Origin of the sequence: Sphingobacterium spiritivorum ATCC 33861 (assembly GCF_000143765.1) — a bacterium.
GTDB classification, from domain to species: domain Bacteria; phylum Bacteroidota; class Bacteroidia; order Sphingobacteriales; family Sphingobacteriaceae; genus Sphingobacterium; species Sphingobacterium spiritivorum.
In genome coordinates, this window is sequence record NZ_GL379777.1 from 8,709 (window position 1) to 35,158 (window position 26,450).

Here is a 26,450-nt window from a genome sequence, read left to right on the forward strand (position 1 = left end):
TAACAAAAACGCTGGTTTTGTTGCTATAAAAAATGCCTATGTTTTCTCTATACTATTTTGGTTTATATTATACAGCTTCAAATAGTATTAATTTAAACAAGTAAGATTTATGATTTACGGCTACATTCGGGTAAGCACCGACAAGCAAACAGTAGAGAACCAACGTTATGAACTTAATCAGTTCTGTGAGAAGAATGTGTTGGTCGTTAATAAATGGATTGAAGAAACTATTTCAGGTTCAAAAAATCTACACGATCGAAAACTCGGTAAGCTTCTCAAAAAAATGAAAAAAGGAGATATTCTGATATGCTCCGAACTTTCAAGACTCGGCAGAAATCTCTTGATGATTATGGGCATTCTCAACGAATGTATGAATCGCGATATACAGGTCTGGACAATCAAAGATAACTATCGTCTTGGCAGTGACATCAATTCCAAAGTTTTGGCCTTTGCTTTTGGGTTATCAGCCGAAATAGAACGCAACCTTATTTCTCAACGAACTAAAGAAGCATTGGCTCGAAAACGAGCGGAGGGAGTTGTATTAGGACGTCCAAAAGGAAGAAAATCTTCCAAAACAAAACTTACTGGACAAGAAAAAAAGATACAAGAATTATTAGATAAAAAGGTCTCCTATTCAGCCATTGGAAGAATTTTAGGAGTACATAGATTAACTGTATCTTCTTTTGTTAAAGAACAAGATATGCAGTCTGTAAGGTAACGTATAAATCCTGAAAAGTAAACCGCATTAAATTAAAAAATATCGCCGTAATAGAACTCAAATCAGATTGTTCGTAGGCTTCAGTAGAATACCTTCTCTATACTACATCAAATATAGAGGGGGATTTCTGTTTGCCAACAACTAAGCATATTCCATATTTAATGCGGTCAACCGCTCCAAATCTTCCAAAAAATGTTTCGAGATTCGTTCGGTTTCGGCTACTAAAGACGCATCATTCACACACGATTGATGCGTTTTTTGTTTGATAGGGCTATAAATAGGGAAAGTTCTTATGACCCTCATTAAAGTTCTTTTGAGTAACTGAAGATACTTTTAATTTATGGTTGTTGTCAAAATTCTAAGCAAATTACTAAACATTCCTTTACTAAAAGTATAGATTATGTATATTCGAATATTGACCATTAATATAGGAATTGCACTTACGAAATTATGGGGTACTTACATTGTCAGTAAAGTTTTCCGTCTAAGTATAACTCTTGGTTTTTAGTTTTTCGACCTCGTACCTCTAAATGGATGTATAGTATTCCTATCTTCCCAAGAAATCAACAAGTCTGTTATTATTGTATTCGGGATAAAATTGAGTAGGGTATTGTCTGCACACCGACAAGTATGTCTATATTGTTTTCGAGTAGCTTAGAAATCAATAAAATAAAACTCCTTTTTCCATATCCTAAAGTGTAATCTGTTTTTAATCAATGATTTGTTTTTTTTAAACCTATGATTAATAGCTTTATAACGAAATTTTCAAGGAGAAAAGATATTTTAATGCTTTCAATTGATGAAGAACATAGTTTGGAAATTAAAAACTATATTCAAACATTGGTACTCATTGCTCAATGGAGGATTGATTATGGAGAATCTCAATTTGATCAAAAAATAGATGACTTAAATATTCAAAATAAAGTATAATAATAGGAAATATGGCTTTAAACCTATTCTCTATAACTTATCAAAATGATTTTTATGAAGCCAATTAATCATTTGATCTACTATTTGATTCAGTTGATTAATAGGGGTAGTACTGTACTCAAATAGGTTAAACTGATTTGTTCTATTGAAGTTCAGTTCTTTAAATTGACAATAAACTCCTGAATCTAAATGTGTGCAGATCCATAATCCATCTTTCTTATTATATTCAATTATAAAATGTCGCATATCTGAGTTTTTTAGGCTAAAAGCTCTTGCAAAAACTATATAATAATCAAAAGTTTATATAGTCCCATTATCGGACATTTAGAATATAGATGCAATATAGCACAATTAAAACTAACAATATAGAATTTAAATAATAGCGAGGTGGGTGCCTCGCTATTCCTATAATTAATAAAAAATACTAAATTAGGTAGATCTTGATAAGTATCATAAATAATTTTAGCACTAACCACTAACCTCTTTATACATTTTATTCATCTGTAGTACTTACTTTTGAGCCACAAACTCGCTTTTATTAATAATATCAGAACAGGAACTTCTACAAGTGGTCCGATAACACCTACAAAAGCTTGTGGAGAATGAATACCAAAAACCGCTATTGCTACTGCTATTGCTAATTCAAAATTGTTTCCCGTAGCTGTAAATGCTATTGATGTATTTTTGTCGTAAGGAACGTTAAAGGATTTGTTAATGAAAAAACTTACAAAAAACATTAATGCAAAATATACGATTAAGGGTATTGCAACTTTTATTACATCCATTGGTAGCTCTAGTATTTTATCGCTTTTCAGACTGAACATGAGTACTATAGTAAATAGTAATGCATATAATGTTAAGGGGGATATTTTTGGTATGAATTTTCGGTTATACCATTCTATACCTTTTGATTTTACTAGAAAATGGCGACTTAAAAAACCACCTAGAAAAGGAATTCCTAAATATATTAATACACTTTCTGTGACATCTATTATGGATATACTTACATCAAAATTGGCCAGCCCTAATCTTGCAGGTAAGACATTTATGAATAACCAAACCATGAAACTGTAAGTGAAAACTTGAAAAATACTGTTTAATGCCACCAATAGCGCAGCATATTCCCTGTTACCTTTTGCAAGATCATTCCAGACAATTACCATCGCTATACATCTTGCTAAACCGATCAATATTAAGCCTATCATATAGTCTGGTTCATTTCTCAAAAATACAATGGCTAATATGAACATCAAGATTGGTCCGATAATCCAGTTAAGTAATAGTGAGATACTTATTACTTTTTTGTCCCTGAATACCATTGGCAATAATGAATAATCAACTTTAGCTAAAGGTGGATACATCATTAATATTAAACCTATCGCTAACGGAATATTTGTTGTCCCTACCGAAAGGGTATTTGTGATCTTTGAGATGCCAGGAAATAGATACCCCAGACTTATGCCTATTAACATGGCAAGGAATATCCATAATGTCAGATATCTGTCTAAGAATTTTAATTTTGGTTGCATCGTTATTGCTTTATTTTTGAGAATACATAAAACATTTCGCTTGCTATTTGTAAGCTCCTTTCCGCATATACCTTTATCTGATCAGGCGTATTATCAGAAGCTTTTGGGTCTTCAAATGTAATTGGAATCCTCTTTTCTGCGCCAGCAATAAACGGACACCCACCATCTGCTTGTGAACAGGTCATTATAGCTGCAAAAGAAGATACGGGATTGAAGAGACTGTCATACTTTTTAGAAAATCCTATTATGGGTTGGGAATTTTCACTATACTTTATAGCATAAACAGGGTTATAACTATCAGCAATTTTGATAATATTAAAGCCCTGATTGAATAAAGTTTCTGCTACTTTAGGAAATAATGCAGTATCTTCAGTACCTCCTGAATAGCAAGTCACATTCTTTATTCCAAAATGATATGCAGCAGTTTGTGCCCAGACTTGCGTTAAGTGGCTTCTACGAGAATTGTGGGTACATATGAAATTAATGTTTACCTCTTGTTTGTTATCTACTTTTTGTTGGATAAAATCAATCAACGGTTGCAGGATTGTTTTGCGTTCTCCAATATTGGATACTTTCGACTCTAACGTCTGGATTGTATTTAATAAGATAGGATACATAATACTCGATTTATTTAACAGCAGCCAGAATTAGTAGTACAACAAGATGATTGGCTCGTATTAAGGTCTGATAAATTTTTCTTTTCTTTTTCAGACGGAATTCCGCATGCGTCCTGAGCCAGACAAGCAGTGGTTTTATTTTTCATAATAAATGTATTTCCATTGAATGTCAGATCATATTTGCCGATAGTATCACTTTGATACTCTACTTCGATTTCGGCATCCTCGATTCCTAGTTTTTCTTCTGAAAGTTTAATAATGTTTAATAGTTTTCTTGGTTTTAGTCTGTGCTCGTAGTCATCTGCGTTCCATAATTGAAAATTAACTGCTTTTTCCTGGCGAATTACTCCACCGCAATCAATGAAGTTTTTGATGATTTGTCCTACTTCTGTAACGTGGAAGTGCTCAGGAACAAATGTTCCGTTTTCTAATTGAAATTCAACATTTTCTAATGTTGGTAAGATTTCTTTGATTTCCGATAATTTCATGATAACTAAATTTTTGAAAGTTATAAAAGAGTATTTATTAATATATTGTTATATAGCAATATTACGATATTTAAACTTAAAAAAAGCTTTAACAACAGTGGTTAACCTTTACATCTTGATTGAAAAAGATGTTAAATTCATCTTGGAACTGTTTCCATATTTTCTCATCAATACAGTAACAAACAGATTTACCATCTATCGAACCTTGAATAATTCCGATACTTTTTAATTCTTTTAAATGTTGTGAAATAGTTGCTTGCGCCAAACCTAATTCTTCTACCAAATCATTGCAAATACATGATTTCTGATCGATTATATATTGAAGGATGGCAATCCTTGCCGGATGTCCCAAGATCTTCAAAAGTGAAGCCAGTTTATTTTGGTCATCTTTATATATATCAGTTTTTGTAAGTCCCATTTTGACAATTATTCGAATCGCAATATTACGATGTTAGATTTAAAAATCAAAGGATTATCTTTTTTTATTTAAAAGTGCTATTAATTTATACTTAAAATTCAAATCTAAGTGATGAAAGAGTTGATGCCATATCGGATTAATTCAATTCTCAACTAATACAGTTCTGAAAGAACTGTATTAGTTGAAATCAGGCCTGGCAATATGGCTACTAATACCTATACTTAGTTTAATAAGGAAAAAAAATTCAATGTATGTGTTTCGTAAGGATCATGGAGAATGGTTACAGCATTACATACAGCCTTTTAAAGCCGATTTATTTTACACCATTAAGCAAATGCTGGATGAAATAGATCAAGAAATTTTTCATAAAGAATGGAAGTGGAAAATTCGAGGATGAATGCTCTAATGCCTGTTATTTTTATACCATTCTAAAAATATCGGTAAATCCTAATTGGACGATTATATCAAATAAAGAAGGTCGTTTTTTAACGACCTTCTAACTAGATAAGAGAGAAACAATGGTTATGAAGGTACTTTTCTAGTATTTTCCCTTTCCCATACACGATGGCCTTTCATTGTTTTAATGAAATCTTCAATAAGGTTTCCGTCGGATTCAAAAATAACTCCTGAATCTTTATTTTTACTAAGATAAGTTCCGTCAATAAGTTTTTCAGCATCAGTGGCAAAAGCTATTGCTTTACAGTGGCGGAAGCCCTCGTTAATAAAATGCAAATAATCTGGCTCGTCTTGTAAAACACTTACAGAATCTCCTTCAGGTGTATAAAATGCATCATAACACACAGAGGCCTCTGTTAAATATGAAAATTCTATATCTGCAGTTCCACCTTCTTTAAACTGGACCTTTCCTACATTTGTGGAAATTAATATAGCTTCAGCTCCTTCTTCTTCAAGTGCAGTTTTCATCTTATCGATAGATTTTTTTGATACCCCATCCGCAATTAGAAATGCTACTTTTCTAGTTTCAATGGTTCCCTCACCTGGTTTGGTTTTCATGCTTAATGCAGCTGATTTTTCAACTTCCGGTTTTGGAGTTTTAATAGGATATTCCGGATGATTTTGTCTTGCAAATTGCAGAGTCAGTTCATCCAATTCTGAAGCAGGTTCAATTCTCAAATTAGCACCTACACGTGCAGCTAATTCTTTATCAATTTGATTAAGTATTGCCAATTCTCTTTTGCGAACATCAACGGAATTAACTTTGGACAATTCAAAACTATAAGCATTAATCATGTGTTCCTGCTCCGGTTTGGATTGAGAATTAAAGAATAATCTGGCTTGAGTAAAATGATCTGCAAAAGAAGTGGATCTACGTCTTACTTTTTTACCATCAACCTTTTCTTCATGACTTTTAAATCCATCTTCTCCTTTTAACATGGCGTGATAAGGACAACCTCCACCAAGACTATTAGGAAAATAGCTAACATTTCCTTTAAGAATATCCTGTCTTCCAAAACCATCCTTTTGATTGTTAAATTTACCATTCACTGAACGATTAATAGAAATCTCATGAAAATTAGGTCCACCAAGACGGTAGTTTTGAGTATCAGCATATGAAAATACTCTTCCTTGTAAAAGTGGATCATTTGTAAGATCTATTCCGGGAACGATGCGACCTGGATCGAAAGCAATCTGTTCTGTTTCTGCAAAGAAGTTTTCCGGATTTCTGTTTAAAGTCATAGTTCCGATTATTTCCACCGGAACTAATTCTTCGGGGATAATTTTCGTAGCATCTAATAAATCAAAAGAAAATTTATGTTCATCCTCTTCAGGGACAAGCTGTACACCCAAATCCCATTGTGGAAAATTTCCTTTTTCAATATTCTCCCATAAATCACGACGATGGAAATCGGCGTCAAATCCCGATATTTTTTGTGCTTCATTCCATGCCACTGAATGAACTCCTAATTTTGGTTTCCAATGAAACTTTACAAATGTTCCTTTACCTTCTGCATTCACAAATTTAAATGTGTGAACTCCAAAACCTTCCATCATACGAAACGATCTTGGAATAGCTCTGTCAGACATGGTCCACATAACCATGTGAGCCGCTTCCGGCATCAAGGATATAAAATCCCAAAAAGTATCATGAGCAGAAGCAGCTTGAGGCATTTCATTATTCGGTTCCGGCTTAACTGCATGAACAAGATCTGGAAAATTCATAGCATCCTGTATAAAAAATACAGGAATATTATTTCCTACCAAATCATAATTACCATCTTCAGTATAGAACTTAACAGAAAAACCTCTAACATCTCGAGCTAAATCAGTAGACCCTTTAAATCCTGCAACTGTTGAAAACCTAACAAATAGTGGTGTTACAGTACCTTTCTTAAGAAATGAAGCTTTAGTATATTTAGAAATATCTGCTGTAGCTTCGAATATTCCATGAGCTCCAGACCCCCTTGCATGAACTACTCTTTCAGGGATTCTTTCTCTGTCGAAATGAGCCATTTTGTCTTGATAGATGAAATCTTCTATCAAAGCTGGCCCACGTTCGCCTGCTTTTAGCATATTGTTGTTGTCCTCTATTGGAACACCATCATTTGTGGTGAGAAGGCGCCCATTATTATCGATGACATGATCATCAATTTGCTGTACTTTTTTGTTCTCTCTTTGGTTTTTCATAGTATTATAATTAGCCATTATGATAGTAGACCATTTATAAACAATATATGAAGCATAAAGTTTAGAAGTTAGCATATTATATAGAAGGTCTTGTAAAACTTCTATTGATTCTGATTGTTTAGAATTTATGTGTAAATACTTAAAATGTTGCAGAAATTGAAGAATTTGAGGATACAATTTAAATAAACAATGAATTATGCAAGAAATTACCAGAGATCAGATTAAAAGCAAAATAGAAGAATTGAAGGAGGATTTCATTAAGTTAAATCCTAAGATGAAAGGATTATCTTCTGATGAGATTTACAATTCATATTTATACGAAAATCAACTTGAAGTACCATTATCTGGTGATGGTGAATCTGCAGGATGGTGGATTAAAAGTAGAATCGAAATGGAGGAATTGCAACCTGAAAAATTTAAAAAATTTTTAAATAAGAAGGAGTAAGACTTAGCTTACTCCTTACCTTCGTAATTACATTGATGCATGTAGAGTTTTTCTATTGCATTTATCTACATTTTTGCATCCATAAGTTTTTGGGATTTATAATTTGACTTCCCAAGTTTCATTTTGATAACAAATGGATTTGAGGATTGAAATTCAGTAGGTATTTGGATATCAAAATAATTGTTTTCATCAAGATCAATACCAATGTCAGAATGAGATATTTTCAATAGTTGATTTTGCCCCAAAATCACTGCTTCAACAGGAACTTTAGTTAATTTATTTGGAATTGATATACGTGCGATGTTGTTAACTGGCCGATTAAAGACCGTTAAGTAAAGTATTGAATCTTTCTGTGTATAATAACCAAGTTTAGGCTCTGGTAGTTCTACATGTCGCACTCCATACACAGCTTCGTTATTTACTTTCATCCATTCCCCGATTTGCTTTGCGATTTTATCTTCTTCAGGGTGCATATTTCCGTTCCCATCTGGTCCAAAGTTCAAAACTAAATTACCATCCATGGACACTGAGCGCATTAACATGTCTAAGAGATCATTTGTTGTTTTGGTATAAATTCCTGACCAGTCTTTCATATAGCCCCAACCATTTGGTGGGATTGTCATTACTGCATCCCAATCATTTCCATTTAGCCATTCATATTTTGCGGGAAGTTTTCTTTCCCATCCTTGTTCATAATCTCCAAGGAGATCTCCGTTGCTGTCAAAGTGTCTTTCGCCAAATTCATCATTTCGAAAACGGCTACCGATAATTAGGCCGGGATGTTTTTCACGAAGTTCTTTTTCAAGATTATAGGTAAATTCATATGAATTGATCCATGAATCATCCCAAGTTCCATCAAACCAAAAACCTTTTATCTGTGGATAATTTTCAAGTAACTCCAATAGTTGATTTCTGGTATATTCTAAAAACATTTTGAATTTCTTCTTCTCCTCAGAAGTTTCAATAGCTTTATCAATATAATTGGGATTGTTCCATTCTAATACAGAAAAATATAAGAATACATCTATTCCTTCAGCCGTATATGCTTCGACAACTTCTTTAACAATATCTTTTTTGTAAGGAGATTTTGAAATATTATAGGTGGAGTATTTAGTAGGCCATAGAGCAAATCCGTCATGATGTTTAGTTGTAAATATCATGTACTTTGCTCCCATATCTTTTGCTTGCTTTGCCCATTTCGATGGAGCGAAATCTTTCGGATTGAATTGTTTATATAGATTATCATATATATTTAACCAATTTTTTGGCGTGGTTGGGCCTTCCCAAGAACGGATCCATTCAGAAGCGGGAGCACCTTTTCTTGCACTTACTCCTTGCCATTCATTTCCTGGAATAGCATATACGCCCCAATGTATAAATTGTCCCAATCCATAGTTCCTAAAAGCATTCATATCATTATCTTTTCGGTTTTTAGGAGTTATTGGACCATATTTCAACTCTTTTCTTTCTCTAGGCTTATCTTTTGGTCCTGTCCACTGTGCATTCACCATTTTGGGAGTAACAAAATGAATTATCATTATTGCTAACAAAACAAATTTATTTCTACTGTAGATTTTCATAATATCGAGGTTTAATCGATATCTAATTTAGATCAAACTATTTAAACAAATTTCATCAATCGATTGCGAAAAAGACGAAAACGTTTTAGTGTTTAGATTAAATTTTATTATTGAGAAGTAGGGATTTCAATATTTATCATGATTTAATACATTCGTAGGTTGGGAATTAAAAGATCTATCTATATATAGAAAAATTTAAGAGTAGATTTTAACCTACTCTTTTACCTCAGAATTGAAACTGATATTCCAAAGTCAATTCTATTTCAATTTTTTCTATTGCATAGTTTTTGTTTCAGGAGATCTCCAGAAGTAAGCCGGGTTATGAGTAATAACATTATTCTTTAAATATTTATTACTATCTATCTCAAATCCACTTGGAATCAAAGAAATGTATTGCAAATCGGTATCTGCTGGGCGGTATCTACTCTCTGTATTAAATTGGCTTTTGTTTGTGCATTGAATCCAATATAAATTCTTTGCCATATAGTAATCCAAATACCAAAGCTTAGTTACTTTAGTCTCAGCATTTAACTTCATTGATTGATTGTTTTTTAATCCCTCTCTGACTTCTTCAATGCTTAGTAAATTATTATTGTCATCCATTACAAAAGCACCATGTGAAGGATCCATCCATAGCCATTTTTTTAATGTTTCAGAATATACACTATTGATTACATGACAATCTGTATCTTGGTCGTCTTTTGGCATGCATGTGACATATCGTGATTTAAATCCCATTGCAAGATAAAGTTCATTTAGTGTCATTGCTTTATGTCTACAATTAATTCCCTTTCCTGTTGCCTTGTGATAGTTATAAAAATCAATGGCATCAAATTCACACAAAGCCCAATTGCTTCCATCATACTTAATATTATTAGCAACAAATAGCATAATATTTCGGATTTTAGAAATTTCATCTCCACTTCCAGCTATAGAATCCAAATTGAAGAAATTTTTGACCTCGACTAAATTCCGATTATTTGAGTCTTCATATTTAAATACCGGCATAGATTCATAATTTTCCAAAAGATAATTTCCTGACTGTTGTAATAAGAATAGTTTATCATATTGCTTCAATTGGCTGAACGCTTTAACAAACTTTGTTTCCTTACGGATATTATTTAAATCAGCATCGTTCAAAGCATTCTGATAATCAGTATATCCCCATTTAATTGATTTCTCGAAACTTGTGATTGCTTGTTTTTTTTGATTAAGTAATGATTGTAAACATGCAAGGTTATAGTACACATTTGCATATATTTCTGTGATAGTTGGTTTAAAATCTTGCTTTTCTTTTTCAGATAACTGTAAAGTATCTAATGTAGCAGCTATTTTATCTAAAATAGTTGCTGCTTTTTGATAATCTTTAGCTGGATAATAGATGTTATATTCCTGCTCTAACTTTTTAAAGTCTGAAAGAAATTTATTCCATTTTGGAGAACTAGTTTGCGCAAACGAGCTAAATGTAAGAAATGCTATCAGAAAAAATGTAATTAAAAATTTCATTCGACTTAAGGGTTATAATAATTGATAAGATTTATAGATATAAAAGTATAATTTTTTTAAAATATTTCTAGTGTGTATTGACACTATAATCTGGTATTGGATGGTTATAACGGGTTTATTTGAAGATTGTAACAGTTAAGCTTTAAACTTGTTTATTATTCTTTTAAGGATTTTATGAATGGTTGTAGTTGATATCGAAGACTCAAATAAGGGTTTCTTTTAGTCTACTACATTAAAATGTACTAAATTCTGTGTTTGTCCTCTTTCGTTATTTTGCTGTGGATCTATACGGTCTTCTGCTAAGTTCACTTAGACCATCAATTGCAGATTCTTTATATGGTTTAAACCATTTAATCAGCGGAGGACTATTTATGCCTAACCTTAAACATAAAATCCTTGTATTACTACAGACTCATTAAGTTTACTCAATCAAAACGTTTTTTACCTTCTTTTTCTTTTTTATTGATTATGTTATAATGTGGCAAAACTGGTTGTTTGATAATCATTTTAACAAAAAGCTATTCAAAGTATTCAAAACCATCGGAGTCAATTTAAGATATATAGCTTTAATTCATTGATCTTTTGGAGTATAATAGCGTGTTAACATAAAAGTGCCGGGATGGTAGTGTAATCTCTCATATTAGATAGCTTGGTATGAAAAGTTGGTGAACGGGTATAAAAAAGCTTGTTCTAAAAGAGGTCTTAAATCATATATTTTATTGAAATTATTGTAAACTTGGTTAGTAATTAATTCGGTGAAGACTACGTAAGAGCACAAATGATTATAATTTCTTGTCCTCGAAGCATAAAAACACCGGTCTCAACGAGACCGGTGTTTTGCTTTGAAGATTCTTATTTCCAGCCTCCGCCCAGGCCTTTATATATGTCGACAACTGTACTTAGTTGTTTTTGCTTCGCTTCTATAAGTTCAAGTTTAGCATCCAGAGCATCCCGTTGATTCAGGAGAACCTCCAGATAGTCTGCTCTTGAATTTTTGAACAACTGATTGGCGATCTCAATAGATTCATCCAAAGCCTGCGTTTCCTGAGACTTCATTTTATAGTACTGATCTATGTTTTTCACTTTAGACATCAGGTTTGCAATATCCAGATAGGCATTCAGTATCGTTTTGTCGTATTCGTATAGTGCCTGCAGCTGCCTTGCATCTGCAGTCTGGAAATTAGCCTTGATGGCACTTTTGTTGATCAGCGGACCTGCCAGTTCACCTGCCAGACCAAAGGCTATTGACTCCGGCATTTTCACCAGATAAGAAGGTTTAAATGCTTCCAGTCCCAGTGCAGCGGAAATTTCCAATGATGGATAGAATTCTTTGCGGGCCGCTTCTACATCCAGTTTTGCCGCTTTTAGTTCCAATTCTGCCTCTTTAATATCCGGACGGTTGGCCAGCAACTGTGAAGGGATACCCGTATACACCGGTTGTGCAATTGTCGACATAAAGCTTTCTTTTGTCCGGACAACAGGCTGCGGATAACGTCCCAGTAAAGCGTTGATCTGATTCTCCTTTTCGGTTATTTCCTGATGGATCGTATAGGCTGTAGCTTTGGACTTGGAGAGTTCTGCTTCAAATTTTTTAACCGCCAGCTCTGTGGTTGCCGCAGCTTCTTTCTGAATTTTGGAGATCTCCAGAGCTCTTTCCTGCAGTTTGATATATTGTTGTACAATATCCAGCTGATTGTCCAGGGCCAGCAATTCATAGTAATTGTCCGCCACTTCTTCAATCAGGTTGGAGAGTACAAAGTTTTTACCTTCTACCGTAGCCAGATAGTGAGCAATAGCCGCCTGTTTTTCTGTGCGTAGCTTTTTCCATATATCCACCTCCCAGTTGGCGACTAAGGCACCTTCAAAATTTCCGAGCGGATCCGGCATTTCTTTTCCGGGTTCAATCTCTGTCGTAGCATCTCCGGCTCCTTCACTGGTATAACGGCCGGCTTTACTTACTCCTGCGCCTAGTTTAGCGGCAACAGTCGGGCTTAATTTGCCGTTTTTGTAAAGTACACCGTTTTTTGCGATCTCGATTTCCTGAAGAGTAATCAGCAGCTCCTGATTATTTTTTAAAGCAGTCTCAATAAGTGCGACCAGGTTCGGGTCCGTGAAAAATTGTCTCCATGGAGTTGTGCCACTGTTCTGCACAGTATCCTGCTGCCCGTCACTTTGAAAATTCAGAGGGATATTTTCTTTTACCTCATCTTTTACAATGGTTGCCTTTGGGGCTTTACATCCTGCCAGCATCAGTGCGAAAGCAATCGCTGTGATAATGCTCTTAGTCTTCGAATTTTCCATCATGTTCATAAGGTTCAGTTTTTTCTGTTAATGGATTTTCTTCTTCATATCTTGCCAGTCGTGATCTTTCCGCTATTGTTCCGAAGATGTAGTATAATCCCGGAATAATCAGCAGCCCGAAGATCGTACCGATAAACATCCCTCCTGCAGCTGCAGTACCGATAGTACGGTTTCCTAAAGCTCCCGGGCCTGTGGCCATCACTAAAGGAATCAGACCTGCAATAAATGCAAATGAGGTCATCAGGATCGGACGGAATCGGATCGTAGCTCCTTCGATAGCCGCTTTTACGACCGATATTCCTTCTTCTGCCTTTTTCTGTACGGCAAATTCAACAATCAGTACCGCATTCTTGCCCAGCAGACCGATCAGCATGACCATGGCTACCTGTGCATAGATATTATTTTCGAGACCTAATAATTTTAAGCATAAAAAGGCTCCGAATATACCAGTCGGTAAAGAGAGGATGACCGGAAGCGGAAGGATAAAGCTTTCATATTGAGCCGACAGGATCAGGTACACAAATCCCAGACAGATAAGGAAAATATAAATGGCTTCATTTCCACGGCTTACCTCATCTTTGGAGATACCGGCCCAATCGATTCCAAATCCTCTTGGAAGCTTGCTGTTTGCAACCTCCTGAATGGCTTTAATGGCCTGCCCGCTACTGTAGCCCGGAGCCGGAGATCCGCTCACCTCTGCAGAGTTATACATATTATGTCTTGTGATCTCAGACAGACCATATACTTTTTCCAGATGCATAAAATCAGAATAGGGAACCATCTGGTCCTTATCATTTTTTACATACAGTTTCAATAAGTCTGTCGGTAAAGCCCGGTATTGCGGACCTGCCTGTACAATCACTTTATAAGGTCTGTCAAACCGGATGAAACTGGTTTCATAGTTGGATCCGATCAGTGTAGACAGGTTGTCCATTGCTTTTTCTATGGTTACACCTTTTTGCTCTGCGAGATCGTTATCTATTTTCAGCATATACTGCGGAAAACTTGCAGAATAGAATGTAAATGCAGAACCAAGTTCAGGACGTTTTTTCAGTTCCTTGACAAAATCATTACTTACCTGTTCCATTTTCTGATAATCCCCGCTTCCGGCTTTATCCAGCAGGCGAAGTTCAAAACCTCCGGCAGCTCCGTAGCCCGGAATAGAAGGAGGCTGAAAGAATTCTATGTTAGCACCCGGAATATTTTTTGCTTTTTCTTCCAGTTTTTCAATGATTTCTGCGGCAGATTCCTTACGCTCTTCCCAACTTTTGAGATTGATCAGACAGGTTCCGGAGTTGGAGCCCGTACCCTCTGTCAGGATCTCATATCCGGCGAGTGATGATACGGATTGTACCCCATCGATATCTTCTGATTCTCTTAAGAGTTCTTTTGCAATCTGGTTGGTTCTTTCCAATGTTGATCCCGGAGGTGTCTGAATAATGGCATAGATCATTCCCTGATCTTCTCCCGGAATAAATCCGGAAGGGAGAGAATTGCTTAAAAAGAAGGTACATATACAGAATGCCAGTAACAAAGGAAGGGTAAAAGCTTTCTTAGTAACCGTTTTATTCAACAGCTTCTCATACCTTCCGGCACCTTTGGTAAACATATTGTTGAAGCTGTCCAGAAATTTGCTGATCCATGTTTTCTTTTTCGCTTTTCCATGATTATTTTTCAGGATGAGCGCACATAAAGCCGGAGTTAATGTTAGTGCCGCAACTCCTGAGAGCATAATGGAAGATACCATTGTGATGGAAAACTGCCGGTAGAATACGCCGACAGGACCGGACATAAAGGCTACCGGAATAAATACAGAGGCCATGACCAGTGTAATGGCTATAATGGCACCACTGATCTCGTGCATAGCTTCTTCTGTCGCTTTGAGCGGAGACAGGTTCTTCTCCTCCATCTTGGCATGGACGGCCTCGATGACTACGATAGCATCATCGACTACCACCCCTATAGCCATCACCAGTGCAAAAAGTGAAATCATATTTAAGGTAATGCCGAATGCCGACATGATGGCAAATGTACCTACCAGTGAAACCGGTACAGCAAGTGCCGGAATCAACGTAGAACGCCAGTCCCCAAGAAACAGAAACACCACAATCGCGACCAGTATGAATGCCTCAAACAGGGTGTGAACCACTTTCTCAATAGAGGCATCCAAAAACCGGGATACATCATAACTGATATCATAGTGCATACCTTTGGGGAAGTTGTTCTTTTGAAGATCTGTCATCAGTTCTTTTACATTTTTGATAACGTCACTGGCATTGGATCCGTAGGATTGTTTTACGGTGATCGCAGCTGAAGGCTTGCCGTTCAGTGTAGAATAAATATCATACATGGACGAACCAAATTCTACATCAGCCACATCTTTCAGTCGTACAAATTCACCTCCGGATTTAGCCTTTAGGATAATGTTTCCATAGTCCGTTTCATTATTGAAGCGGCCCGGATATTTCAGAATGTACTCAAAGGATTGGGAACGCTTGCCTGAACTCTCTCCTGTTTTTCCGGGAGAAGCTTCCAGACTCTGTTGGTTTAGGGCTTCCATCACTTCGTCGGAAGAGAGGTTATAGGCCGTCAGCCTGTCCGGCTTCAGCCAGATACGCATAGCGTATTCACGTGTACCCAGTATATCTGCAAAGCCTACACCACTTACCCGTCTCAGTTCGGACATTACGTTGATATCCGCATAGTTGAACAGGAACTTCTGGTCGGCTTTAGGGTCGTCACTGTACAAGTTGATGTACATCAGCATGTTGGGTTCTTCACGTGTGATTTTTACTCCTTCACGGACCACCAGGGGTGGCAGCTTGTTGACTACGGAAGATACACGGTTCTGTACATTCACGGCTGCTACATTCGGATCTGTACCCAAATCAAATACAACCTGTATAGAAGCTTCACCGTCATTACCGGCATCCGAAGTCATATATTTCATGCCCGGTACACCGTTCAGACCTCTTTCTAACGGAATGACCACAGATTTGATCAGGAGTTCGTTGTTCGCTCCGGGATACGATGCCGTAATGTTTACTTTGGGCGGAGAGATGGACGGAAACTGTGTCACCGGAAGTTTGGCCAGGGACAGTACTCCTAAAAATAATATAATCAGTGAGATTACAATAGACAGAACGGGTCTGCGAATAAATTTCTTAAACATAATATTTTATTTTAAGCCTGTCTTACTCTGCTTTTAATTTCAACGATTGCATCACTTTTTCCGGTTCCTGAAACTTGGTTTGTACTTTTTGATCATCTTTTACTTTCTGTACACCTTCCAGTAAGAACCGGTCACCGTCTGCAAGACCCGAACTGATCACATAGAGATCCGGAATTTCATAAGCGATCTTGATGTTTCTGGATTTGGCGACTCCATTTTTATCTATTACAAAGACATATTTTTGATCCTGAATTTCGTAGGTTGCTTTTTGCGGGATGATCATTGCATTTTTCAATGGCAATACCATTTGTATTTTTCCGGTTTCTCCGTTTCGTAACAGTTTATCGGGGTTTGCAAATTTCGCACGGAAAGCAATATTTCCCGTTTCATTATCAAACTCACCCTCTATAGTCTGTATTTGTCCTTTTTTAGGAAATGGTTCTCCATTAGCCATAATCAGTGTCACTTCCTTACTGCCTCTGTCATTGATATGTGTCTGGTAGTTTAGATATTCAGGCTCTGACACATTGAAATAACTGTACATTTCCGTGTTATTGGAGAGGGATGTCATCAGATCACCTTCATCAACCAGACTTCCCTGTTTCAGTGGAATGCGATTGATTATACCCGAAAACGGAGCTTTGATATCTGTAAATGATAAGTGGATCTGGGCCAGCTTCATTTCGGCATTGGCTGCATCCAGCTTAGCCTTAGCCATAGCTTTTTCATTTTTAGAAACAATGTTATTGGAAGCCAGTGTACTGGCATTTTCCAGCTCTATTGTTGCCTGTTCTACTTCCGCTTTTGCTTTCAGCAATTCTGCCTGATACAGCTGCGGCATGATACGGAATAGTGTCTGGCCGGCACTGACATACTGACCTTCATCTACAAAGATTTTTTCTAAAAACCCCTTCTCCTGAGCGCGGATTTCGATGTTTTGTACAGAGCGGATCTGTGAAACATATTCCTTCGTGAAAGAGGTGTCTACTCTTAACGGACTGGTAACGGTGTACTCTGCTACTTCTTCTTTTTTTTCTTTTTTAGCAGTACAGCTTGTTTGGTATAATAATGCAAACAAGCTCATGAACATGATAATTCTCTTCATGATATGAATTAATATAGGACAAATGGAAATTGGGAAACCGATGATTTCTTCAGGGACTATTGTGACATCACGGAGTAGCCGGGTACAAGCAGTCTAACAGCAGTAAAAATTCAATAATATGCCATTAGCCATCGATAAGCGTATCGGCGACTGTAAATATGATGTATGGAAAGGTTATCAGATTCTTAATACCCGCTGGAGGATATATTTGTAAGAAGGGGTATACAGATGAAAATAAAAAGGAAGACGGTCCTTATGTCTGTATTGTATAAAAGGTAAAAGCAATCCGTATGACAGATCAACGATCTGTTTGGATAGCTGCACGTCTTTTCGTCCGAAAACAAAATCAGTATCTTCATTTTCTACACTGAAAATACTTTTTTCTTCTTCATCCAACAGACTGTTTTTCACGACGAGAGCGTCATGGTGTATATGACAGGTCTGTTTGGTTTGCTGCATTTGATTTCCAGGAATACCGTACACATGCTGTGCAGTATGTGCATATGCATGGTGCTGTCCCCATATCAGGAGAAAACAAATATTCAATATGAAAATTACAGCTCTCATTTTCAAAGGCCAAAAATAGTAAAAGTTTAATCTCCTCAAAGCGAAACCGGTGCCGTGATATGTGAAATAATCGTTAAATTTTCTTTTAGTGGCATTTTTTAACGATAAATTACATGGTTTTTACATTTTATGTTGTCAGAATGTAGACTATTAGCTACTTTCAACTCAAATATAGCAGCACACAAATACGGATATGGATAATTTTTTATTCTGTCTATAGTCAAAAAGTAATCAGATTATCTCCCTGTATGCCGCAAATCGTAACCTATTATTTTTTATGATCAAACATTTTCTCTGTTCACTGGGAATTTCTCTGGGCAGTCTGCTCACAGTACATGCACAGTCCCAGGCATCCTTTTTCTCTTATCCGACATTGAGTCCGGACGGGCAAACAATCGTATTCAGTTACGATGGCGATCTGTGGAAAGTCGCCGCAGATGGTGGTCTGGCCTTACGGCTTACCGCAATGTCCGGAACTGAGATCGCTCCCCGGATTTCTCCTGATGGCAAATGGCTTGCTTTCTCTTCCAATCAGAATGGAAATATGGATGTATACATTATGCCGCTGGAAGGGGGGGATATCCGTCAGTTGACCTACCACGATGCCGGAGATGAAGTAGACAGCTGGAGCTGGGATAGTAAGAGTATATATTTTACTTCGTCAAGATACAACCGGTTCAGCAGTTATAAGGTTGCTGTCAACGGAGGAACTGCAGAACGGATGTTTCCGCATTATTTCAATACCATTCATAATGTTGTAGAGACGCCTTCCGGAGAACTGTTATTCAACGATTCCTGGGAAAGTAATTTTGCATCTAACCGCAAGCGCTATAAAGGAGCTTTCAACCCGGACATTCTTTCTTACTCTCCGAAGCAAAAGCAATTCAAACAATATACGGATTATGCAGGAAAAGATTTCTGGCCAAGTGTGGACCAGAAAGGAGCTATTTACTTTGCTTCGGATGAGGCAAACGGGGAATACAATCTGTACAGCTTTGTCGATGGAAAGAAAACCGGACTTACAAAATTTCCAACCTCTATTAAACGACCCGCTGTCTCGGCAAACGGATCAAAGGTGGTGTTTGAGAAGGATTATCAGTTGTTTTTATATGATGTAGCTACAAAGAAAACCATCCAGCCTAAAATAGCAATCAGCCGCAATCTGGTATTGAACAAGCAGCAGGAGTTTGATGTCAAGGATATTATCAGCAATGTGGATGTTTCTCCGGACGGTAAGAAAATGGCTTTTGTATCCCGGGGGGAACTGTTTGTGAGTGATATAGAAGGAAAATTTGTACGGCAGATGCCGGGTCAGGGCGAACGTATTGTAGAGGTCAAATGGCTCAAAGACAATAAAACCTTGCTCTTTAATCAGACCTACCAGGGTTATCTCAATTGGTTTACGATCGCTGCAGACGGCAAGGAACAGGCAAAACAATTGACAAAAGATCTTCGTAACAACAGGATTATCGAATTTAATAAGGATCGTACTCTGGGAGTCTACCTCAGTGGTCGCGATGAGGTGCGTATTTTAGACCTCAATACGCTGAAAAGCAATACAGTGGTAAAGGATGAAATATGGGCATTTCAAAATTCCTCTCCATCCTTTTCTCCGGATGGCAACTATATCCTGTTCACGGCATACCGCAATTTTGAGCAAGATATTATGCTGCATAACCTGAAGACGAACAGCACTATCAATCTTACCAATACAGGGGTATCCGAGCTTACTCCTACCTGGTCTCCGGATGGGAAGTATATTTATTTTGCGAGCAACCGGACAAAGCCTTCCTACCCTACCGGAGTACAGAACGCCAGCATATACCGTATGGCATTGGAAAACTTTGATGAAGACTACCGCATCAGTAAGTTTGACGAACTATTCAAAGAGACAGAGAAAGTAAAAAAAGATACTACAGCACAAAAGAAAACACCTGCAGATAAAGATAAAAAAGAACCGGTGAAAACGACATCTGCTGACAAACCGGTGGTGACTATAGATACACAGGGTTTGCTGGACCGTATAACACTGGTCAGTCCGGCTTTCGGTACGCAGCTGGATCCTGTTGTGTTTCAAAAGGGCGATAAGACCTATGTTTTCTATTCATCCAATCACGGAGAGGGACGCGGAGCGTTATATCGTACTGTGATTGAGCCCTTCACACCGAATAAAACTGAAAAGGTAGCTGATGGAGGCATCGGAGCTTTATTTGAAACTGGTGGCAAATATTATGCATTGAGCAGAGGAGCTATTCAGAAATATAATATAGATGCAAATAAATTTGATAAAGTAGATGTTTCAATGAAATTTCAACGTAATCTGGAAAAAGAATTTTCGCAGATGTTTTATGAAACCTGGGCCGGGATAGAAGAAAACTTCTATGACGGGACTTTTCATGGAATAGACTGGTCTGCCGTGAAAAAACAGTATGAAGCATATCTGCCCAATATTAATAACAGAGCGGACCTGCGCATATTACTCAACGATATGTTGGGCGAGCTGAATGCCTCACATTTAGGTTTTAATTCTTCCGGTCCTGAAGAACGCAAAAGCTTTACTGCTGTCACAAATGAGATTGGTGTGGTATATGAAACAAAAGATCCCTGGAAGGTGTCACAGATCATTGTCAACAGCCCGGCTTCACGCAAAGGCATAGATATTAAAGAAGGTGATATCCTGTTGGCAGTCAACGGACAAAGCATTGATAAAACCAGAGACCGGGATTCCTATTTTACCTTACCTTCCTTAGCAGAAGAAATGGCGCTGACTTTCAGCCGTCAGGGTAAAGAAATCAACGTCAATATACGCCCGCAGCCGGCAAATGCACAGCGGGAGCAACTCTATGATGAGTGGATCAAAGCAAACAGAGCCAAAGTAGATGGAATGAGCAACAACCGGATCGCCTATTCTCATATGAAAAATATGGGGGGTGATGAGTTGAACCGCTTTTTACTGGATATGGCCGAACAGGAAAACAATAAAGATGCGATCATACTGGATCTACGATACAATACCGGAGGTAATGTGCACGATGAAGTTCTGCGTTTTCTGTCACAGCGTCCATATCTGCAATGGCAATACCGTGATGGTAAGCGGGCTCCTCAAAGTAATTTTGCTCCTGCCGCCAAGCCGATTGTACTGCTGATCAATGAGCAGTCGCTCAGTGATGCCGAGATGACTGCTGCAGGATTCAAGGCGCTGAAGCTGGGTAAGATTATCGGAACCGAAACTTATCGCTGGATTATCTTCACTTCAGCGAAGGGACTAGTCGATGGATCTATGTACAGAGTACCGGCCTGGGGATGTTATACCTTGGATGGTCAGGATCTGGAGCTGACAGGAGTATCCCCGGATATCTATGTCAAGAACACCTTTGTAGACCGCTTAGAGGGAAAGGATCCGCAGTTGGAAAAAGCAATACAGGAAATCCTGAAAGATTTGAAATAAATCAAAAAGCCGGTATCTCAGAAATGAATACCGGCTTTTTAATGGTCTGTTGTTAACATGTTGCTGTGCCTGGCCATTTAAGAACACGAACATTTATGTTGCGTAATATGGTCTTTTTTGCGGGCTGGTTATTGCTGATCGCAGATCAGGATATTTGACTGCCCCAATCTCTGGGAGCCTCTTGATGCCGGAACTGCAACATCACCAGTTGGCAAAAAGTCTATTGTACCGGCTTGTTGTGGCACATATATTTCTACCGAAGTCACAGAATAGCCTTGAGGAAGATATTTGATATAATACCCATCCGGGTGAAAGCTCCAGATACCTCTCGGAAATTTTTCATTAACAGGAGCTACTCCCGTAAGCATGGCCAGGCTTTCAATTTCCTGATAAGAGGCATTCGCTTTATACATCAGTCCTCTGATCTTGTTTTCGATTTCTACAATTGTTTTTGCCGGTTCAGGCAGGTTTTGTGTCAGGGACTGCATCGCTTCTCCGCTAAGATAATCAATGACAGAGCTACCCAAAGCTGACAGGTCTTTTTGACTCAGGAGTATCGCTGCGGTAGCCTGCAGCTCCGGAGATAGTTTTGTAAAGTTTGTCTTTGCTATAATAGCCCACAGCAGCACCTGTACCTGAGATTGTTCGATTTCAGGATGATTTTCCCAGTTTGCAATGAGCGTACGTGCTATCTTTTCTTTAGGACCAGCCAGTGGAGCAAAGAGGTAGGCATCTCCTCTCGATGGTCCGTAAGTACCTGCCTGCAGACAGAAACTTTTGAATGTTCCTTTATAAAAGCCCGGTTTCAGCCTGAACCCTGTAGTTTTGGTATATTGAGCGCCTAATGTGCAAAGATCTGTTTTGACAGAATCTTTTCCGAAATCAGCAACAAGCGTTTTCTCCTGATTACAATCATCAAAATTGGTTGTGATAGGGTCAGATTTTAATAACTTCAGTTGGGAGCTGTTGAGCGCTTTACCCACCCCTTTATTGACTAAATCTCCCAGTTTCCCAAATTGAGCCTGAGCCTGTAAACTCTGCAATGCGATAAAAAGTATGACCAATCTAATGGTGAAATTTTTTAATGAATCTGTATTGTACATCTCTGATTTAGATAGATTAAACTCAAAGTTAATATAAATATCGGTAAGAACAAGATGAATTTTTTGTAAACAAAATCTTAGCCATCTCGTTATCACAGTGTCATAATATTAAGATATGACCCATTCATAGCTCTTGCGTAGGTTCAACTATTGTAGTATGTTAATTTAATGTTGTAAATTTAGTATGTCTTTAAAATCCCTCCATATGAAAAAGATATTTCTTCTTTTCGCTGTATTTGCGGTAATTCTTTTACCGGCAAAAGGACAGCAGGAATTGTCTGCCAGTAAAGGCGGTAGTTCCTGGATCTGGGGCCCGTCTGTGGGGTATCAATACCAAAAAGGTAATTTTTTAAAAGTCTCAGGCTGGGGGCTTTTTGCGCCAAATGATAATCAGTATATGAAAATTGACGCAGGCGCCAACTTTACCTGGATGATGGATAAGACAACTGTTATTCCCGAACTGGGGTTTACTTATTACCTGAGTGATAAAGGCGTATGGCCTTTTATCAAAGGAGAAATTACACCCTATACTGTGACACCAAAGGCGGGAGTAAGTTTGCTTTCTCTTATTGATATAGGAGTAGGCTACGGCTTTGATATGCAGACTAAGGATAATTTTAAACCCCTGAAAGGCTTTACAACTTCCATCAGTGTCAATGTACCGTTTAACTTCTTTATCCGTTAGTCATAGAGCATCTGTGACAAATTCACAACAACATTTGGCACCCAGGGCAAATAATCTACCCTGAATTTTGTTCCTTTTCGGGATATTAACTACGTGCATTTATTGTTAACATCTGTGGCCGGTTTTATCAGCCAGTAAAGGGTGTTATGTTTTTTATATTTTGATTCATAAAGTTAATTGGGTAAATTGAATGGAATTAATTTTTCGATATGAGAAACACACGTCCTTTCTTTTTTCTGTTTCTATTGCTCCTGTTAGCTCCTGATGCTCTCCAGGCACAAAAGAATAAATGGATATGGGGGCCGTCTGTAGGGTATCAGTATCAAAGAGGTAACTTTTTGAAAGTTTCGGGCTGGAATCTGTTTGCGCTGAATTCCAAGGAATATATAAAAGCTGATGCCGGTGCCGACTTCACCTGGATGATGGATAAGACAACTGTTATTCCGGAATTAGGATTTACTTACTATAGGGGTAAAGATGTTGTTTGGTCAGCTTTGAAGGCCGAAGTTACTCCTTATACCTTCACCCCTAAAATAGGGATTGGACTGATCTGTTTAGTAGATATAGCTGTTGGCTATGGATTTGATCTGAGAACAAAGTCTCAGTTCAAACCTGTCCGCGGATTTACGACCTCTGTTAATTTTAATATACCTTTTAATCTCACCGTTCTTTAAACTACTTTTCGAGCCAGGATTTGAAATCACTTACCCGCTCCCGGCTGACGATCATTTCCTGATCCGGGTCAGGCTGCAGATATATGCGCAGACGGGAGTTGGAATGTACCGCAATTTCTTTGATGCTGTCGATCTGGATAATGTGACTGCGACTGATCCTGAAAAACCGATTTGGGTCAATCATCTTTTCAACTTTATCCAGAGTGATGTCAAGCAGATAATTGTTTCCCTGACGCGTCCACAAGTAAGTACCTTTGTGTTCACTATAAATGCAGGCAATGTCCTGTATATCAATTACCTTGATCGTTTGCCCTATTTTTATCGTAAACCGCTCTTTATAAGATTCTTTTTTTGTTAGTTTCAATAGCGAACGGATCTCATTCATGTCTACCGCCTCTTTGCTGTGCTGCAGTTTGAGAAATTTGTCAAATGCAAATTTCAGCTCTTCCTCAATAATGGGTTTGAGCAGATAATCAATGCTGTTCATCTTGAAAGCACGTAACACAAACTCATCATAGGCTGTCGTAAATATGATTGCTGACTGTACGTTCACCTCTTCAAAGATCTCAAAAGAAAGTCCGTCGGACAATTGTATATCGAGAAATATGAGTTCAGGCTCAGGATTAGACAACAGCCATGCTTTGGCATCTTCTACCGAGTGCAAAAGTGCTGTCACTGTATATCCCATATTTTCTACCTTTCGCTTCAGCAGACGCGCAGAAGGCATTTCATCTTCAATGATTATTATATTCATAATTTCGATTTGATAGCTAACAGAGGTAAGCCTACCTCAAAATTTCCGTTTTGATCCTTAATAATGACTTCTTCAGTTGTCAACAGGTGGTAGCGATTGATAATATTGCTTAGCCCTATCCCTGTAGACTCACCCAGTGTCTCTTTAGGTTGCAGATTGTTGCTTACATACAGGTATTTGTCTTTTTTGACAATCCTGATATGCAGTTTGCGAACAGTGCTCACCACATTATGTTTGATTGCATTTTCGATTAGCAACTGCAGAGACAAAGGGATAATATTTTCTTCTTCTTCAATATAACTGTCATCGATCTCTACGACAAGGGCTTCCTCAAAACGAAGTCTGAGCAGATTGAGGAAGATTTGGGCAAACTTTAGTTCCTGCTGTGCGGGAACCAGTTCCTTGTCTTTTTGTTCCAGCACATAGCGATAGATGCGCGAAAGAGAGGTGGTAAAGTCTACCGCCTTTTCCGGGCTCTCTTCTATCAGGCCGGTGAGCACATTGAGGCTGTTGAACAGGAAATGGGGATCAATCTGATTCTTAAGGGATTCAAATTGAGCTGTGGCGTTTCCGGCAATCTGCTTCTGCTTCTGGATTTGCGCATTTTTATACGCTTTATAGAAGTAAAAGGCATAGAAGCCGAGACCAACAACTAAGGCAATAAGAGTTGTCATGATATAAGTACCCAAGTGTTGCCTCAGCAGAAATTCGGAGAATGAAAGCTTTCCGAAAATAACCTGAAAAAAGCAATTGACCACGAAGACCATCAACACCGTTACCAGAATGCTGCCGGGTATAAAGTAAGATAACCGTTTACGCCAATGATTATCATCAGGCACCTTGCTGTGAATATAAGCGGCCAGATTGCTGTTGAGCATATATCCCATCACCCCGTAGATCATTCCGATCTGTGCCCCTCTGGATTTGTAAAACTGAATATCCAGATTGCCGTAGGTGATGAGATAATAGGCCGAAAATAATAAGGAAATGCCTGCACTTATTACTATTCCCAGAAGTAATGATTTAAGAAAGGCTTTCATATCGGTATTATTTACTTGCACATGAAGAAACGATCTGCTCAGCTTGTTCTTTTCCCCAGGAAGGAGCAAATGCGGTCTCTGATTTTTGTGTATCGAACAAATGTAGAGCTTTCTTTATACTTTCGCACTCTGCGCTGGTATCCTGATGAAAATATTTCTTGGATTGCATCTGAAATTGAGCCAGACTCAGAATAACCCTTGGATTTTCAGGCGCAATAGCTTTTGCCTTTTCGTAGGTGGCGATAATCAGCGGAGACAATTCCTGTGCTTTAGTCATAGGGTCTGTCGTGAGTTCAGCAGTATAGTTCATCGCTTTCAGCACCAGCCATTCGGGGTTATTATGCTGTGCGGGATAAGCATCCAGAATAGTTTTTGCTGTTTTGATCAGACTCATCTTGCTGTCCGCATCTCTCGCATTAAATGCAGATAGAATGGTGATAAAGGATTGGTAATATGCCGGTATCCAGTTGTCTTTCTCTACCTGTGCGATGCGTTCGAACTGGGCTGCGGCCTCTGTGTTTTTACCGGATTGCCAAAGTTGCATTCCGTTAGCCATACCTTTTTCATAAGCGCTCTGCGCAAACATACTGTTTGTAATCAGGAGCGCAAGGAGTAATAATGTTGTTTTCATTGTATTCTGTGTTAAAAGTTTATAAGTCAAAAGTGTAAAGTATGCTGTTGTTGTACAATTAATAGTAACCCAACTGTCGGAAAACCGGGATGA

At 37.9% G+C, this 26,450-nt stretch carries 21 protein-coding genes; 6 read left to right on the top strand and 15 right to left on the bottom strand.

Features of this window, described 5'->3' with window-relative positions; all coding sequences use genetic code 11:
- Positions 1-109: 109 nt before the first annotated feature.
- Both HMPREF0766_RS20355 and HMPREF0766_RS20360 read left to right on the top strand, forming a co-directional pair.
- Positions 110-718, top strand: a complete 609-nt coding sequence (locus tag HMPREF0766_RS20355; RefSeq protein WP_003001621.1) for a master DNA invertase Mpi family serine-type recombinase — start codon at positions 110-112, stop codon at positions 716-718.
- Between the two features lie 738 nt (positions 719-1,456).
- A complete protein-coding gene (locus tag HMPREF0766_RS20360; RefSeq protein ID WP_003001623.1) occupies positions 1,457-1,648 on the top strand; it encodes a hypothetical protein in 192 nt (63 codons plus the stop codon).
- A gap of 497 nt (positions 1,649-2,145) precedes the next feature.
- Here HMPREF0766_RS20360 and arsB read toward each other — a convergent pair whose 3' ends face one another.
- From arsB to HMPREF0766_RS20390, 5 genes are all read right to left on the bottom strand, one after another.
- Entirely contained in the window at positions 2,146-3,177 is a 1,032-nt protein-coding gene (gene arsB, locus HMPREF0766_RS20370) for an ACR3 family arsenite efflux transporter (protein WP_003001628.1), read from the bottom strand.
- 2 nt (positions 3,178-3,179) lie between these two features.
- Complete coding sequence (locus tag HMPREF0766_RS20375) at positions 3,180-3,794, bottom strand: arsenate-mycothiol transferase ArsC (RefSeq protein WP_003001630.1); 615 nt, start codon at positions 3,792-3,794, stop codon at positions 3,180-3,182.
- Positions 3,795-3,808: 14 nt separating this feature from the next.
- Positions 3,809-4,282 (bottom strand): DUF6428 family protein, encoded by a 474-nt coding sequence (locus tag HMPREF0766_RS20380; protein WP_003001633.1) that lies wholly within the window; start codon positions 4,280-4,282, stop codon positions 3,809-3,811.
- Positions 4,283-4,370: 88 nt separating this feature from the next.
- Positions 4,371-4,700 (bottom strand): ArsR/SmtB family transcription factor, encoded by a 330-nt coding sequence (locus HMPREF0766_RS20385; RefSeq protein WP_003001635.1) that lies wholly within the window; start codon positions 4,698-4,700, stop codon positions 4,371-4,373.
- Positions 4,701-5,222: 522 nt separating this feature from the next.
- Positions 5,223-7,346, bottom strand: coding sequence for a catalase (locus HMPREF0766_RS20390; RefSeq protein ID WP_037461043.1), 2,124 nt, complete (start codon positions 7,344-7,346; stop codon positions 5,223-5,225).
- 196 nt (positions 7,347-7,542) lie between these two features.
- Here HMPREF0766_RS20390 and HMPREF0766_RS20395 point away from each other — a divergent pair, with 196 nt between their 5' ends.
- The gene (locus HMPREF0766_RS20395; RefSeq protein WP_003001641.1) at positions 7,543-7,791 is read left to right on the top strand and encodes a hypothetical protein; all 249 of its coding nucleotides are present in this window, start codon (positions 7,543-7,545) and stop codon (positions 7,789-7,791) included.
- Positions 7,792-7,856: 65 nt separating this feature from the next.
- Here HMPREF0766_RS20395 and HMPREF0766_RS20400 read toward each other — a convergent pair whose 3' ends face one another.
- The 6 genes from HMPREF0766_RS20400 to HMPREF0766_RS20425 form a co-directional block, all read right to left on the bottom strand.
- Positions 7,857-9,371: an alpha-L-fucosidase gene (locus HMPREF0766_RS20400; protein WP_003001643.1), complete on the bottom strand. Its 1,515-nt coding sequence runs from the start codon at positions 9,369-9,371 to the stop codon at positions 7,857-7,859.
- A 273-nt stretch (positions 9,372-9,644) separates the two neighbouring features.
- Positions 9,645-10,877: a transglutaminase-like domain-containing protein gene (locus HMPREF0766_RS20405; protein WP_003001646.1), complete on the bottom strand. Its 1,233-nt coding sequence runs from the start codon at positions 10,875-10,877 to the stop codon at positions 9,645-9,647.
- A gap of 852 nt (positions 10,878-11,729) precedes the next feature.
- Positions 11,730-13,187 carry a TolC family protein gene (locus HMPREF0766_RS20410; protein WP_003001649.1) on the bottom strand — a complete coding sequence of 486 codons (1,458 nt, stop codon included), beginning with the start codon at positions 13,185-13,187 and terminating at the stop codon, positions 11,730-11,732.
- Positions 13,159-16,350: an efflux RND transporter permease subunit gene (locus HMPREF0766_RS20415; RefSeq protein WP_003001654.1), complete on the bottom strand. Its 3,192-nt coding sequence runs from the start codon at positions 16,348-16,350 to the stop codon at positions 13,159-13,161. Before HMPREF0766_RS20415 ends, HMPREF0766_RS20410 begins: the two co-directional genes overlap by 29 nt.
- Before the next feature lie 22 nt (positions 16,351-16,372).
- On the bottom strand, positions 16,373-17,455 hold the full coding sequence (locus tag HMPREF0766_RS20420; RefSeq protein WP_003001657.1) for an efflux RND transporter periplasmic adaptor subunit: 1,083 nt from the start codon (positions 17,453-17,455) through the stop codon (positions 16,373-16,375).
- A gap of 177 nt (positions 17,456-17,632) precedes the next feature.
- Positions 17,633-18,022 (bottom strand): hypothetical protein, encoded by a 390-nt coding sequence (locus HMPREF0766_RS20425; RefSeq protein WP_003001660.1) that lies wholly within the window; start codon positions 18,020-18,022, stop codon positions 17,633-17,635.
- A 277-nt stretch (positions 18,023-18,299) separates the two neighbouring features.
- Between HMPREF0766_RS20425 and HMPREF0766_RS20430 the strand changes: the two genes are divergently transcribed.
- On the top strand, positions 18,300-21,470 hold the full coding sequence (locus tag HMPREF0766_RS20430) for a S41 family peptidase (RefSeq protein WP_003001663.1): 3,171 nt from the start codon (positions 18,300-18,302) through the stop codon (positions 21,468-21,470).
- A gap of 128 nt (positions 21,471-21,598) precedes the next feature.
- Here HMPREF0766_RS20430 and HMPREF0766_RS20435 read toward each other — a convergent pair whose 3' ends face one another.
- Positions 21,599-22,573, bottom strand: a complete 975-nt coding sequence (locus HMPREF0766_RS20435) for a hypothetical protein (protein WP_236590614.1) — start codon at positions 22,571-22,573, stop codon at positions 21,599-21,601.
- A gap of 205 nt (positions 22,574-22,778) precedes the next feature.
- On the opposite strand from HMPREF0766_RS20435, the gene HMPREF0766_RS20440 reads away from it, so the two are divergent.
- Both HMPREF0766_RS20440 and HMPREF0766_RS20445 read left to right on the top strand, forming a co-directional pair.
- Positions 22,779-23,258: a hypothetical protein gene (locus HMPREF0766_RS20440; protein WP_003001670.1), complete on the top strand. Its 480-nt coding sequence runs from the start codon at positions 22,779-22,781 to the stop codon at positions 23,256-23,258.
- A 209-nt stretch (positions 23,259-23,467) separates the two neighbouring features.
- Positions 23,468-23,932, top strand: a complete 465-nt coding sequence (locus HMPREF0766_RS20445; RefSeq protein WP_003001673.1) for a hypothetical protein — start codon at positions 23,468-23,470, stop codon at positions 23,930-23,932.
- Position 23,933: 1 nt separating this feature from the next.
- Here the strand turns inward: HMPREF0766_RS20445 and HMPREF0766_RS20450 are convergent, their stop codons facing one another.
- Genes HMPREF0766_RS20450 through HMPREF0766_RS20460 form a run of 3 tightly spaced genes read right to left on the bottom strand, consistent with a single transcriptional unit; the run spans position 23,934 to position 26,357 of the window.
- Positions 23,934-24,686 (bottom strand): LytR/AlgR family response regulator transcription factor, encoded by a 753-nt coding sequence (locus HMPREF0766_RS20450; protein WP_003001675.1) that lies wholly within the window; start codon positions 24,684-24,686, stop codon positions 23,934-23,936.
- Positions 24,683-25,726, bottom strand: coding sequence for a sensor histidine kinase (locus tag HMPREF0766_RS20455; protein ID WP_037461033.1), 1,044 nt, complete (start codon positions 25,724-25,726; stop codon positions 24,683-24,685). Before HMPREF0766_RS20455 ends, HMPREF0766_RS20450 begins: the two co-directional genes overlap by 4 nt.
- A gap of 7 nt (positions 25,727-25,733) precedes the next feature.
- Positions 25,734-26,357, bottom strand: coding sequence for a hypothetical protein (locus HMPREF0766_RS20460; protein ID WP_003001681.1), 624 nt, complete (start codon positions 26,355-26,357; stop codon positions 25,734-25,736).
- Positions 26,358-26,450 lie beyond the last annotated feature (93 nt).